Here is a 13,171-nt window from a genome sequence, read left to right as displayed (position 1 = left end):
GGACTCTGTATTATGCCCAAGACGGCTGTTAAATCCAAAGCGGCTTCAAAGACCGTTAAAATTTCCAAAAAAGTTATTTATTTCTTCGGCGGCGGCAAGGCCGACGGCAAAGAATCAATGAAAAACCTGCTGGGAGGCAAGGGCGCGAACCTCGCCGAAATGGCCGGCCATCCCGACCTGCGCCTGCCCGTTCCCCCCGGTTTCACTCTTACCACGGAGCTTTGCACCTATTACTGGGGCAACAAGCGCTCCTACCCGAAAGGCCTCACCCAGGATGTGGAGAAAAATCTGCGCCGTATTGAAGAACTGATGGGAAAAAAATTCGGCGACAACGAAAACCCCCTTCTGGTGTCCGTGCGCTCAGGCGCGCGTAAGTCCATGCCCGGCATGATGGAAACCATTTTGAACGTGGGCCTTACCGAGGCCACTATTCCCGGCCTGATAAAACTTACCAATAACCCGCGTTTCGTCTACGACGCCTACCGCCGTCTCATAATGATGTATTCCGATGTCGTAATGGAGAAGGCCGCCGGTATCGAGCCCTCCGACGATATGGGCATACGCAAACAGCTTGACCGCCTTATGGGAGAAATGAAGGAAAAGCGCGGCGTCAAGCAGGACACCGAACTTTCCGCCGACGACCTTAAGGCGCTTGCCGCTCAGTTCAAGGTAAGGGTGAAAGAAGTTCTGGGCAAAGAATTTCCCGACGAACCAATGGAACAGCTTTGGGGTTCCATCGGAGCGGTGTTCGCTTCGTGGATGGGCAAGCGGGCCATTTCTTACCGCCGCATTGAAGGCATACCCGAAGAGTGGGGCACAGCCGTAACCGTGCAGACCATGGTTTTCGGGAACATGGGCGATGATTGCGCCACCGGAGTGGGTTTTACCCGCAATCCCGGCACCGGTGAAAATGTCTTTTACGGCGAGTTCCTGGTAAACGCCCAGGGCGAAGATGTAGTGGCCGGCATCCGCACCCCGAACCCTATTAACGAGGATAGCCGCAGCGAGCAGTCCAGGACCATGAAAAGCCTTGAGCAGCTGATGCCGGAAACCTACAAAGAACTGGCCGCCATACGCCGTAAGCTTGAAAAGCATTACCGCGACATGCTGGACATCGAATTCACCATTGAAAAAGACCGCCTTTACATGCTGCAATGCCGCGTGGGAAAGCGCAACGGTCCGGCGGCTGTGCGCATGGCCATAGATATGAACAAGGAAAAGCTCGCCACAAGGGAAGAAGTTGTAATGCGCGTTACCCCTTCCCAGCTTGACGAGCTCCTGCACCCCATAATAGACCCGAAAGCGGAATTAAAAACCAAACCTTTGGGCAAGGGCCTGCCTGCGGGCCCCGGCGGCGCCAGAGGCATGATAGTTTTCACCGCGGCTGAAGCGGTAAAATGGGCCAAAGAAGGCAAAGATGTAATTCTGGTCCGTGAAGAAACCAACCCCGAGGATGTTGAGGGGATGCGCGCCGCGCAGGCCATTCTTACCGCCCGCGGCGGTATGACCTCTCACGCGGCCCTGGTGGCCCGCGGCTGGGGCAAATGCTGCGTGGTAGGCTGCGCCGGCGTGGAAATAGATCTTTCGGCCAAAACCCTCAATCTGGGCGGCGAAGTGCTTAAGGAAGGCGAATGGCTTTCCCTTAACGGTTCAAAGGGCCTGGTGTATAAAGGGAAGATGGACATGCTGGATGCCAGTGAGTCCAATGAAATGCTTAGCGACTTTCTTAAGCTTTGCAACGCAGTGCGCGCGCTTAAGGTATGGACCAATGCCGACACTCCGGATGATGCCGCCACGGCCCGCAAGTTCGGCGCCGAGGGCATAGGCTTGTTCCGTATAGAGCATATGTTCTACGGCAAGGGTTCGGACGAGGCGCTCTTCAATCTGCGCAAAATGATAATGTCCAAAACTCTTGAGGAAAGGAAGCTCGCTCTTAACGATCTTTTTCCTCACATGAAGAACGACATCAAGAAAACCCTGAAAGTGATGGAAGGGCTGCATGTCACCATCCGCCTGATGGACCCCCCCCTGCACGAGTTCGTGCCGCATCAGAAGGAAAAACTGGAGCAACTGGGCAAGTCGCTGGGGATCTCCTACGAGGAACTTGAAACCCGCGCCACAGCTTTGCGCGAATCAAATCCAATGATGGGCCATCGCGGCGTGCGGCTGGGTATAACCTATCCCGAGATAACCGAAATGCAGGCCCGTGCTATTTTTGAGGCCGCGGCTGAGCTGCACAAGGAAGGGGTGAAGGTTTACCCGGACATAATGATACCCGTGGTATCGCTGGAAAAAGAGGTGACGCACCAGGCCGCCATTATCCACAGGGTTTACTCCGAAGTTTCAAAGCAGAAAGGCGTGAAGCTTGTTTATATGGTGGGCACCATGATAGAAATACCGCGCGCCTGCCTGATAGCCGGGAAATTGGCCGAGACCATGCAGTTCTTCTCTTTCGGCACCAACGATCTTACCCAAATGACCTTCGGCTATTCCCGCGACGACTCGGGCTACTTCCTTAAGGAATATGTGGATCAGAAAATTATTCCTGTGGATCCGTTCCAGACCATAGACCAGACCGGGGTCGGCGAGCTTATAAAAATGACCGTGGAGCGCGGCCGGAAAACACGCAAGGAACTTAAAATAGGCATCTGCGGCGAGCAGGGCGGCGATCCGGCCAGCGTGGATTTCTGCCATAACTCAGGCCTCAACTATGTTTCCTGTTCCCCTTTCAGGGTACCAATAGCCATTCTCTCTGCGGCGCAGGCCCAGATAAGCAGGCCGAGAAAGAGCAAGTAAGCGGCGGCACAGCGTGCCGCAAGTCAGCTTAGTCTCACTTGCAGCCAATTATAGTGAAGCAGACGAAAAGCAGATATTTCCCTATGGTGATCTCCGCCCCCTCGGGGGGCGGGAAGTCCGCCGTGCGCAGCGGCCTGCTGAAACTGGACAAGCGTTTTGCCTTTAGCGTCACCTGTACTACCAGGCCAAAGCGCCCGGGTGAGAAGGAAGGGCGCGACTATTACTTTGTTTCCGCGCGCGAATTTGAGCGCCGAAGGATCAGCGGACGTCTCCTTGAGTGGGCCAGCGTTCACGGCAACCTTTATGGCACGCCGGTAAAGTCCGTGCGGGACCTGCTTGCGAAAGGCCTGATTCCCGTAATGACCATTGATGTCAAAGGGGCCCGGTCGGTTAAAAAGATATTTCCGGAAACGGTCAGCGTATTTCTTTTGCCGCCGGACCTTAAAACCCTGGTCCAGCGCCTGAAAAAAAGAGGCGAGGCTCCGGAAAATATCGCGCTTCGGCTGGCCACCGCGCGTAAAGAGATAAAAGTGGCGTCCTGTTACGATTACCTGGTAATAAACGACAAGTTAAACGAGGCGGTAAGAGAAGTGGCGGCGATAGCCGGCCTTGAGATATTGAAGGTCAGGCGCAATCTTGAAAAGGTGTCGGCTTTCGGCCGGCAACTTTCGGCTTCGGCTGCCCGTGACGGACGGAACACAAGGCAATTCAAGATTTAAGAGCAGCCGTTCGCTCTTTGTCTGTTCAGAATTCGATCGTTCTGGTATTTAATAGCCTATCCCAGGAGGTTTCATGAAGACGCAGGTTAAACTTGAAAGCGACGCTGACATCCTTGAGAAACTCATATGTAACTACGGTCCGTCCAAGTACACCGATATCGTGTGGGCAATGCAGTGGGCCGGCCATTTGCGCCGGCAGGAGGAATTCCGCCATGTGCCCATGGCCGAGCTTATAGAAAAGGCGATGCTTGACGCGATCAGTGGAAAAGTCCCCCGCGAGGAAATCGAAGAAGCTTGCCGCAAAGACCAGGAGATCGATGACAACCTGTCCGTCAAACGCGAGGAACCGGCTCAAAAGCCCAAAAAAGAAACCGCCAAAGGCAAAAAATAAGCAACTGCAGCCGGGAGGCCGTTTGATAGCCATAGGCCTTGGTACGGCACCTAGTGAGGATTGTCATAATTCAGGAGTCGGAATATTCTAAATTCCGACTCCTGAATTCTATCTGGCTGAGTGGTAGCGTCTTATGAAAAAAGAACTGCGCGCGCTGGCGGCCGATCTGGCCGGACATTTAAAAACTTTGGATGAAGATACGGTCATGACGCCGCATATTTCCGGAAAATGCGCGCTCGTGCCGAAGGCCGAGGCCGGGAAAACAGCGGATGGAGGCTTGAGCGAGAAGTCAGAAGCCAGAAGTCAGAAATCAGATATCCTTCCGCCTGCTGCCCTCCGGTCTCTGCCTGCCGTTACGGAACAGGCTAAAGCCGCAATGGAAGAGCTTTCGGCCGAAGTGAAAGCCTGCCGCAAATGCCCTCTTGGGCACGCACGGCTTAATGCGGTTTTCGGGGTTGGTTCGCTCGAGGCTGAAGTGGTTTTTGTGGGTGAGGGGCCGGGCTACGAAGAAGATCACCGCGGCGAGCCTTTTGTGGGCCGCTCAGGGAAGCTTTTGGATAAAATACTTGAAACAGTGCTTGGCCTGTCGCGTGGCCAGGTTTACATAGCGAACATAGTAAAATGCCATCCCATGAAGGATCCCGAGCATCCGGACTCCATGGGAAACGATCGCCCCCCCTCTCCGGAAGAAATTTCCGCCTGTCGTCCCTATCTTGAAAAACAATTGGCGCTCATAAAGCCCAAGTGCGTTGTGACGCTTGGCTCAGTGGCGGCGAAATTGATCCTGGGTGAAACCCGGGGCATCTCGCTATTGCGCGGCAAGTGGTATGATTATCCAAACGGGCTTTTCGGCTCCCAGGCGCTTAAAGTGCTGCCGACCTATCACCCCGCGGCGCTGCTTCGCAACCCCAACCTGAAGCGCGACACCTGGGAAGACATGAAGATGTTAAAAATATTTTTAGCGAATAGTAAGATAGCAAATAGCGAATAGCGAAGTAGCGAATAGGGAAGGAGTTCCTTAATATTGCCGTCTTCATCTGCTGTTTCTTGCTATTTGCTATTCGCTGTCCCTATTATATGATCGCCGAAATAGCTTTCCCTATACCTCTCCACCGCACCTTTTACTATCGCGTGCCGTCCGCGCTGGAAGTCTCCGCCGCGCCGGGACTCCGGGCGCTTGTCCCTTTCGGCTTCAGGCAGGCCGCCGGAGTTATAGTAAAGCTGCTTAAAGATTCGGAGGCGGATCTTTCCGGTTTTAAGGAAGTTAAAAGCGTCATAAAACTGCTGGATGTGAGCCCGGTTTTTAAAGACGATATAGTGGAACTGGCGTTCTGGATACGCGACCGCTGGAATTCTCCCGTTGGGCTTTCCCTCGAGGCTTTTTTTGGCGGACGGCTTGCGGACCCTTATACTTTTGAGGACGCCTCCCGTGCGGCGGAAAAACAGGCCGCGGTTAATATCCCTGCGCTGTCGGGTTTTGCCGCCGAGGCCGTGACGCGTATCAGTAATGCCATAGGCGGAGATCCCCCCCCTTTCCCGAAAGTGTTTTTACTTGAAACCCCCCCGGAAATCGTGCGGGAGGAAATATTTATAGCTTTGTGCGCCAAGGCCATGGCCGCGGGCGGACAGGCCCTTTTAATGGCGCCCGACCTGAACGCAATAGCGCCTTATGCCAAAACCCTTTCTGAGATTTTCGGAGAGCAAAACCTCGCGCTCTGGCACAGCCGCCTGACACCCAAGCAGCGAAAAGATACCTGGACGGGAATTTTAAGCGGCCGTCTGCGCTTAATAGCGGGCACGCGTTCAGCGGCTTTTCTGCCATTTCAGAAACTGGCGCTTGCCATCGTGGATTCGGAGCAGGAGAATATTTACAAGCAGGAAGAAGAAAAAGCGAAGCTTCATTTCCACGCGAGGGAACTCCTGCTTAGGCGGGCCCGCTTTCACGGAACCTGCGTGGTACTCGCAAGCCCGTGCCCATCGCTGGAAACATACGGCCGCGCGGTTTCGGGCGAGTTTGAGCTTATTGCGCAGGCGGCAGGGGTTATGAGCAGTCCGTTTCAAGCGGAAGCGCCCGGCGTCACAGTCGCGGACAGTCCGCCTAAGGCGGAACAGGCCAGTGTCACAGTGCTTGATATGAACAATTACGCCGGCCTTATAGCCGAACCGCTGGCGGATAAAATAAAACTCACTCTTGAGCGCGGCCGGAAAGTATTGCTGCTTACCGGCCGCAAAGGCTATACAGGGTTTATATTCTGCGTTAAATGCGGCTGGACCAGGCGCTGCGCGCGCTGCCGCGTGCCCATGAGCGTAGTGAAAGAGGAGACTGCGGGCGTGGAAGAGTTCCTTTGCCGGCGCTGCGGCAGAAAGGATCCTTACAGCGAAGTCTGCCCAAGGTGCGCCGGAACACTGTTCCGGCGCTCGGGCCTTGGCACGCAAAAAGCCGAGGAAGCTGTTAAAAAGCTTTTTCCGTTCGCGCGCACGGCCCGGTTTGACGGGGATGTGGTGCGCAAATCGATCAAGAATGCCAGGGAAACGCTTGAGGGCTTTCTTAAAGGCGGCACGGAAATTTTGGTCGGCACCCGCATAGCGGCCCGGGACCGCGGGCTTGAAACCCTGGGACTCGTGGCTATGCTTGACGCCGACACTGAAATTTCAAGCACCGACTTCCGGGCCTCGGAAAAAGCCTTCCAGCTTTTTTACGAGGCGTATCACTCTCTCAAGGCGCCGGGAGCGGAACTGGCGATTCAGACGAGAGAGCCGGGGCATTACGTGCTTTCGCTTTTGAAGGAGATGGACTATAAGAAATTTTTAAACAGCGAGCTTGCGATCAGAAAAGACTTTTATTACCCGCCTTTTTCTTTTCTGGTAAAAGTAACTTTCGCTTCTTTTGATTTGAAAGCCCTGGAGGATTTCGCCGCGGTTTTTTTGAAAGCGCTCGACTTTTTGGGCGAAGCGGGCCGCGAAGAGTCGGGCAGTGAAATTCTCGGCCCTGTGGGAGCCGCAGATCCCAAAAAACGTAAATTCTTCTCCCAGTACTACCTGGTAAAGGCCGCGGATGAAAAGATCTCGGCCCTCTGTCTTGAAAAGCTGCGCTCGCTTGCACCCCCTAAAAAAGTGAAAATGACGGTGATCGCGGATCCTTACGGGCTCAGATAAGCCGAAAGCCTGTAACCGGATGTAAATAAGTGGGAACAGGCCGTAAAAAAATAATAAAATAGTTGATAGTATGACCAACGAAGAAATTTTAAAGGAAATAACGCGGGGGTGCAGCGATATAGTAAGCCGGGAGGAACTTGCCAAAAAACTTTCCTCCGGCAAAAAACTCAGGATCAAACTCGGAGTCGACCCCACCAGCCGCGATTTGCACCTTGGCCACAGCGTTGTTCTTGGCAAGCTGCGGCAATTTCAGGATCTCGGCCACACCGCCGTGCTCATTATAGGCGATTTTACCGCCCAGGTCGGCGATCCTTCCGGCCGCGATTCCACCCGCCCGGTAATAGACCAGAAAACGGTGCAACAAAACGCGGAAACTTACACACAGCAGGCTTTCAAGGTGCTTGATAAAGCTAAAACCGAGATAAGCTTTAACGGCGAATGGCTTAAGCCCTTTGTAGCCGACGCCTCGGCGGGTGTATCCGGCCTGATAGGGGTGGCGAAGAACATAACCGTTTCCCGCCTGCTTGAGCGGGATGATTTTAAAACCCGCATGAAAGCCGGAAGCCCCGTAAGCCTGCTTGAAATACTTTATCCGGTGTTCCAGGGATACGACTCCGTGGCCGTGAAAGCCGACATAGAACTTGGCGGGCAGGACCAGATATTCAATCTGCTGGTAGGCCGCGATCTGCAAAAGCTTTACTCCCAGGAACCGCAGGTTGTAATGACGATGCCGCTTCTTTTAGGCACGGACGGCGTTAAAAAAATGTCAAAATCGTACGGTAACTATGTGGCCTTGAACGATCCTCCCGGTGAAATGTTCGGTAAACTTATGTCGGTCTCGGACGGTCTGATGTTTGACTATTACGGTCTGCTTACCGGCTTGGACCCGGCGGAAATAAAAAAGCTTCATCCCATGGAGGCAAAAAAACGCCTGGCGGGGTTTTTAATTGAAAAGTATCACGGCCGCGAAGAGGCCGCGCTAGCCAGGGAGCAGTTTGAGAAAGTTTTTTCAAAAAATGAATTACCGGCGGAAATGGAGATCTTTAAGGTTGAAAAGCCGGGTAAACTTTCGCAGCTTATGGCGGCCTGCGGCGTGTGCGGCGGGACCAACGAGGCCCGGCGCCTTATAGCGCAGGGGGCTGTGCGCCTTGACGGCGGAAAAGTGTCGGAAGACATGATTTTTGAGCCGAAAGATTGCGTGCTTCAGGTAGGGAAGCGACAGTTCAGAAAATTGGTGAAATAGGGGCTGCCGGGTGAGCGAAGCTCACAATTCATTGAACGGTTAAGCCAGCGGCCCACTGAGTGCGCGGCTCATAAGGGATTTATGAAAAAAATATTAGTTCTGGCGATTCTGGCGTGTTGGACGGCGGCCCGGGCGCAGCAGCCGGGCTCTGACTCTCCGGACTACAAACAGATTATGGAAGACGCTATGAAGTCCGGCAAGTACGGCCAGGGAAATTCGGAAAGCTGGGACGCGCGCCTGAAACGCGTTTCCGGCGAAGTTTCTGTAAAGCCCGAAGGCGCAGATGAGTGGTCAAAAATAGAGGGAGCCATGCCCCTTGAAAAGGGAGACTCGGTGAAAACCAGCTCCGACGGCACCGCTGAAATTTATCTTGATGACAAGGGCTCCATGACGCTGGGTAGAAACACCGAACTGGAGTTTGTCTCTGTTGAAAAGACGGAATCCAGCTTTACGCTTAAAGCAGGCTCGATAGCGGCAAAAATACAGCATTTTCTGAACGAGAAATTTAAAATGCAGGTGAAAACGCCATCCGCCGTCTGCTCCGTGCGGGGCACGGAATTTGCCGTGGAATATTCTCAGCTTGGCAAGGAAACCAGCGTGGCGGTTTATGACGAGGGAAAAGTAGCCGTAAACGCCCTTGACGAAAAGGAAGAGCCGGGGCAGGAATATCTGCTGGAAAAAAATACGGAACTTACTTTTAAAGCCTCGCAGAAACATTTCAGGCCCATGCCGCTTGCAAAAATGACCCGCTACCGCGCCGGTGTGATCCTTATGCGTCAGCGCATGAAAACGCTTAAAAAAACCTGGCTGCCCGCTTCGCAGGCTAACCGCTCGGCTCTGCGCGACCAGGCGCTGAAACGCCATATCATACGCCGACAGATAAAGGTTAAAAACGGCGCTAAAAAACACGCCGTGAAAGCAGGCGCCAGCCGCAAGGCCAAGACCAAGGCCAAGCGTCCGGGCCCGAAAACGGAACCGGAGTAGCCCGGATGCGGCTTTTTATCGCCTCCTCCTTTGAGCCGCAGTTTATTGAAACCCTGGAGGAGATTACGGCCTATGCGCGCGCGAATGCGGGCGGTGACACTGTAAAATGGGTGGAACGCGCTAATTTTCACCTGACCTATGCCTTTCTGGGGGAAGTGTCCGATAGCGGCGCCGCAGCGGCGATAAAAAGTGTGGACGCCGCCATTGAAGGCCGCAAGTCTTTTGCACTGGTCTCAGGCGCTCTCGGAGCTTTCCCCTCGCCGCGTAATCCGCGTGTGCTGTGGCTCGGATTTAATGAGGGTGCCCCGGCTTTGCGTGAAATAGCTGAAAAACTGTCGCAGGCGCTTTCCGGGCGCGGTTTGGCGTTTGAAAACCGTTTTGAGCCGCATATCACCCTTGGCCGGGTTAAGAAGACTCTGCCTGGAAATTTTTTCAGGCGCGCGGCGGACTACGCCGTAACAAAAAAAGCGGTATCGGCTCTGGCTTCGATGGAAGTGATGGAAAGCGTACTCACCCCGGACGGTCCGTTATACAGGCGGGTGTACAGCAGGCAACTTAGGGCTTATGAAAAAACTTAAATCAATCGCGTTAGTTCTTGCTGCGGCAATAATAGCGCTTTCTCTTTATTTATTTTGGCCCGGCCAGGAGCTGAAAGTTACCATTAATGAGGGAGCCGGCGCGGCCCAGGCGGCCCAGATCCTGAAACGCGAAGGCGTTATAATAAGCGCCACCTGGTTCAGGGCGCTTGTAAAGTTAACCGGCACCGGGAAAAAAATAATGCCGGGCGACTATTCCCTCAGGCGCGGAATGTCCGCGGAAGAGGCCTTGTGGCGTCTTATTCATAACAACTATGTCAGCCAAATCAAGGTAAACATCCCGGAGGGCTGGCGCGCCGAGCAGATAGCCGAGCGCCTTGAGGCGAACGGCGTTACAAGGGTGGAGCCGTTCCTGGCGCTGGTCAGAAAAGAAAAACTTGAGGGAATGCTTTTCCCTTCAACTTATTACCTCAAAAAAAATACGCCCGCGCGGGAAGTGATTAATTTGCTAAAATCTGAATTTGACAGACAGATAGCGCCTTTGTTCTCTAAAGGGTTCCCGCAGGGGCTGGATGAAAAGAAGGTCCTTGTTATCGCTTCTATAGTGGAGCGGGAAGCGGTAGACGCGGCGGAGCGTCCGTTGATCGCGGCGGTTTATTTAAACCGCTATCGCAAAAAAATGGCGCTTGAAGCCGACCCTACCGTACAATACGCTTTAGGATATTGGAAAAAAGGCATTACGCTCACGGATTTGCGTGTTAAGTCGCCGTACAATACCTATGCTGTGGGCGGGTTGCCTCCGGGGCCGATATGCAACCCGGGCTATGAATCCGTGGCCGCGGTTATCGCTCCGGCGGAGATCGACGCCCTTTATTTTGTGGCCGATCGAAGAGGGAAACATATTTTTAACGCCAATTTCGAGGAGCATAAGAAGGCCAAACGGCGCGTGGAACATGAAGCAAGGAACAGCAGATAGGAAATAGCGAGTAGCGAATAGGGAAGGAGTTACCTAAATCTTTTATGCCACTATTCGCTATTTGCTATGCACTGTTCGCTGCAGTTTTGGGCGTGTAGCTCAGTTGGGAGAGCGCCTCGTTCGCAACGAGGAGGTCGCAGGTTCGATCCCTGTCACGTCCACCAGATTTTAAGATACGTCAATAGTTGAGAGTTAAGAGTTGGAAGTTTAGGATTGGTAAGGCTTGATAAGTCGCCGAGTTCTGAGCTTCTTAGCTCTATAACTCCAGAACTCGCTAATGCCTGAGCTTACTTTCCGGAGGTTAAATGTCCGCAGATTATTTCCCGCTTAAAGAAAATACCCGCTACGAATACAAATTCAAGAGCACGGAGTTTGAGGGTGTGGCTAAGATCTTCATTGACATACTTAAAGTCGCCAAAAAGCCGGGTAAAACCGTGGCCCAGGCCCGGATGATCTTTGAGCTGAGGGATTCTCATACCACCGAATACACCATAACCAAGGACGCCAAGTGGCTTACAACGGCGGACGGCGTAATCGTAGGCGGCAGAAGGGAATTCCCCCTGCCTCCAAAAGAGGGATTTAGATGGGATGAGAATCCGGACTCAAATGAGATAGTTTCCCTTTCCGACAAAGTTTCCATCAAAGCCGGTAAATTCCAAAAATGCATGAAAATTGTCAACATGCTTGCCGGCGGAGATGCGGGCAAGTCAGTGCGCTATTACGCCCCCGGCGTTGGCTACATTCTGGAAGAGTACACGGGCGAGGATAAAACCTGCGAAGTGGAACTGACGGAGATAACCAAAGTTCCGGGAGAAAAAAAGAAAATCTCCAGGACCAGATAGCGGCCCGCGAATAACGCGAATTAGCAATGAAGGAATTCCAGCATGCCATCCCCCACGGTAAAAACCCTCCTCGCCGGCGGTTCGGAACTTAAAGATATCACGGTTAAAGGCTGGATACGGACCAGGCGCGATTCCAAATCCTGCTCTTTCGCTGAATTAAACGACGGTTCCGCCAGGGAAAATCTACAACTTATCTTTTCGGCTGAAAACGGCGACTTCTCTTTGGTGCTGCCGCGCCTGCTTACGGGCGCTGCCGTCGCGGTTACGGGCGACCTGGTGGCCGCGCCTGAAGGCGCCAGGCAAAAGTGGGAACTGCGCGTAAAAAAAGTCGAGCTATACGGCGAATGCGATCCCGAAAAATACCCGATACAGAAGAAAAAAACCTCCGACGAATTTATGCGCACCGTGGCCCACCTGCGCCCCCGCACCAACAAGTACGCTTCCATGCTGCGCGTGCGCGCGGAACTCTCCTTTGCCATCCACAATTATTTCAGGAATAACGGTTTTTTTTACGTTCATACTCCCATTATCACAGGTTCCGACTGCGAAGGCGCGGGCCAGATGTTCTCGGTTTCAAGCCTTGACCTTTCAAATGTTGCGGCCCTGCCTAAAACCGAGAAAGGCGGGCTGGATTTTTCAAAGGACTTTTTTGGAAAAAAAACTTATCTCACCGTTTCAGGACAGCTTGAGGGAGAAACATTAGCCCTCGCCCTCGGTAAAATTTACACTTTTGGCCCCACTTTCAGAGCCGAGAACTCAAACACTTACCGCCACTGTGCCGAGTTCTGGATGATAGAGCCGGAGATGGCGTTCTACGAGCTTGAAGACGATATGTCGCTGGCCGAAGATTTCGTGAAAAGCATTACCCGCCATACACTGGAGCATTGCGCCGAAGACATTGAGCTTTTTGCTAAATTCGTCGATCCGGCACTTATGGAAACGCTTAAAAATGTCTCAGATAACGCTTATGAGCGCCTGACATACAGCGACGCGGTGAAAATACTGGAGCCGAATAATTCAAAATTTGAAACCAAGGTGTCATGGGGCGTCGACCTGGCCTCGGAACATGAAAGATTTTTGACGGAAAAGTATTTCAAGAAGCCGGTAATTCTATACAACAAACCAAAGGACGCGGCAGCCTTTTACATGAAGCTGAATGACGACGGGCGCACGGTGCGTGGCATGGACTTACTGGTGCCGCGCATAGGCGAACTTATAGGCGGCAGCGAGCGCGAAAACCGACTGGATGTGCTTGAGAAAAAAATGGCCGATTTTAAGATAGATACCGAAAGCTACCAGTGGTATCTTGACCTGAGGCGCTTCGGTTCGGTGCCCCATTCAGGCTTTGGCCTCGGGTTTGAACGAATGATGATGCTTGTTACCGGGATTTCCAATATCAGGGATGTTACCGCCTACCCCCGCGTCCCCGGCTGGGCAGAGTTCTAAGGCAGCGAATAGGGATTAGCGAAAAGCGAATAGGGAAGAAAAATGAACTCCGCCAAAAGCTGCTAAGCCGTTCAGCGGCATG

At 53.1% G+C, this 13,171-nt stretch carries 11 protein-coding genes and 1 tRNA gene; all 12 read left to right on the top strand.

From position 1 onward, the window contains the following. Nucleotides 1–12: 12 nt before the first annotated feature. Nucleotides 13–2,796: a pyruvate, phosphate dikinase gene (gene ppdK, locus NTX59_08880; GenBank protein MCX5785792.1), complete on the top strand. Its 2,784-nt coding sequence runs from the start codon at nucleotides 13–15 to the stop codon at nucleotides 2,794–2,796. 83 nt (nucleotides 2,797–2,879) lie between these two features. Further along, the gene (gene gmk, locus NTX59_08875) at nucleotides 2,880–3,515 is read left to right on the top strand and encodes a guanylate kinase (protein ID MCX5785791.1); all 636 of its coding nucleotides are present in this window, start codon (nucleotides 2,880–2,882) and stop codon (nucleotides 3,513–3,515) included. Nucleotides 3,516–3,588: 73 nt separating this feature from the next. Further along, nucleotides 3,589–3,906, top strand: coding sequence for a hypothetical protein (locus NTX59_08870; GenBank protein ID MCX5785790.1), 318 nt, complete (start codon nucleotides 3,589–3,591; stop codon nucleotides 3,904–3,906). Between the two features lie 133 nt (nucleotides 3,907–4,039). Continuing rightward, nucleotides 4,040–4,897: a uracil-DNA glycosylase gene (locus NTX59_08865; protein ID MCX5785789.1), complete on the top strand. Its 858-nt coding sequence runs from the start codon at nucleotides 4,040–4,042 to the stop codon at nucleotides 4,895–4,897. A gap of 86 nt (nucleotides 4,898–4,983) precedes the next feature. After that, nucleotides 4,984–7,062: a primosomal protein N' gene (priA, locus tag NTX59_08860; GenBank protein ID MCX5785788.1), complete on the top strand. Its 2,079-nt coding sequence runs from the start codon at nucleotides 4,984–4,986 to the stop codon at nucleotides 7,060–7,062. Between the two features lie 70 nt (nucleotides 7,063–7,132). Continuing rightward, a complete protein-coding gene (gene tyrS / locus NTX59_08855) occupies nucleotides 7,133–8,305 on the top strand; it encodes a tyrosine--tRNA ligase (GenBank protein MCX5785787.1) in 1,173 nt (390 codons plus the stop codon). Between the two features lie 81 nt (nucleotides 8,306–8,386). Beyond that, nucleotides 8,387–9,289 (top strand): FecR family protein, encoded by a 903-nt coding sequence (locus NTX59_08850; protein ID MCX5785786.1) that lies wholly within the window; start codon nucleotides 8,387–8,389, stop codon nucleotides 9,287–9,289. Between the two features lie 5 nt (nucleotides 9,290–9,294). Then, entirely contained in the window at nucleotides 9,295–9,867 is a 573-nt protein-coding gene (thpR, locus tag NTX59_08845) for an RNA 2',3'-cyclic phosphodiesterase (protein ID MCX5785785.1), read from the top strand. Continuing rightward, nucleotides 9,854–10,801, top strand: coding sequence for an endolytic transglycosylase MltG (gene mltG / locus NTX59_08840; protein ID MCX5785784.1), 948 nt, complete (start codon nucleotides 9,854–9,856; stop codon nucleotides 10,799–10,801). The genes thpR and mltG overlap by 14 nt, the downstream gene beginning before the upstream one ends. 88 nt (nucleotides 10,802–10,889) lie before the next feature. After that, a tRNA-Ala gene (locus NTX59_08835) sits at nucleotides 10,890–10,965 on the top strand. A gap of 141 nt (nucleotides 10,966–11,106) precedes the next feature. Next, the gene (locus tag NTX59_08830; GenBank protein ID MCX5785783.1) at nucleotides 11,107–11,643 is read left to right on the top strand and encodes a hypothetical protein; all 537 of its coding nucleotides are present in this window, start codon (nucleotides 11,107–11,109) and stop codon (nucleotides 11,641–11,643) included. 42 nt (nucleotides 11,644–11,685) lie between these two features. Beyond that, entirely contained in the window at nucleotides 11,686–13,089 is a 1,404-nt protein-coding gene (asnS, locus tag NTX59_08825) for an asparagine--tRNA ligase (protein MCX5785782.1), read from the top strand. The last annotated feature ends 82 nt before the right edge of the window (nucleotides 13,090–13,171 follow it).

Source organism: Elusimicrobiota bacterium, assembly GCA_026388155.1.
Lineage (GTDB): Bacteria > Elusimicrobiota > Elusimicrobia > Elusimicrobiales > UBA9959 > UBA9634.
The sequence above is the reverse complement of the archived record's forward strand: the minus strand, read 5'-3'. Positions and strand labels throughout refer to the sequence as shown.

What these genes read in the sequence shown, in the direction of transcription:
- ppdK (MCX5785792.1), top strand. Translation starts at nt 13, where the DNA reads ATGCCCAAGACGGCTGTTAAATCCAAAGCGGCTTCAAAGACCGTTAAA.
- gmk (MCX5785791.1), top strand. Translation starts at nt 2,880, where the DNA reads ATGGTGATCTCCGCCCCCTCGGGGGGCGGGAAGTCCGCCGTGCGCAGC.
- NTX59_08870 (MCX5785790.1), top strand. Translation starts at nt 3,589, where the DNA reads ATGAAGACGCAGGTTAAACTTGAAAGCGACGCTGACATCCTTGAGAAA.
- NTX59_08865 (MCX5785789.1), top strand. Translation starts at nt 4,040, where the DNA reads ATGAAAAAAGAACTGCGCGCGCTGGCGGCCGATCTGGCCGGACATTTA.
- priA (MCX5785788.1), top strand. Translation starts at nt 4,984, where the DNA reads ATGATCGCCGAAATAGCTTTCCCTATACCTCTCCACCGCACCTTTTAC.
- tyrS (MCX5785787.1), top strand. Translation starts at nt 7,133, where the DNA reads ATGACCAACGAAGAAATTTTAAAGGAAATAACGCGGGGGTGCAGCGAT.
- NTX59_08850 (MCX5785786.1), top strand. Translation starts at nt 8,387, where the DNA reads ATGAAAAAAATATTAGTTCTGGCGATTCTGGCGTGTTGGACGGCGGCC.
- thpR (MCX5785785.1), top strand. Translation starts at nt 9,295, where the DNA reads ATGCGGCTTTTTATCGCCTCCTCCTTTGAGCCGCAGTTTATTGAAACC.
- mltG (MCX5785784.1), top strand. Translation starts at nt 9,854, where the DNA reads ATGAAAAAACTTAAATCAATCGCGTTAGTTCTTGCTGCGGCAATAATA.
- NTX59_08830 (MCX5785783.1), top strand. Translation starts at nt 11,107, where the DNA reads ATGTCCGCAGATTATTTCCCGCTTAAAGAAAATACCCGCTACGAATAC.
- asnS (MCX5785782.1), top strand. Translation starts at nt 11,686, where the DNA reads ATGCCATCCCCCACGGTAAAAACCCTCCTCGCCGGCGGTTCGGAACTT.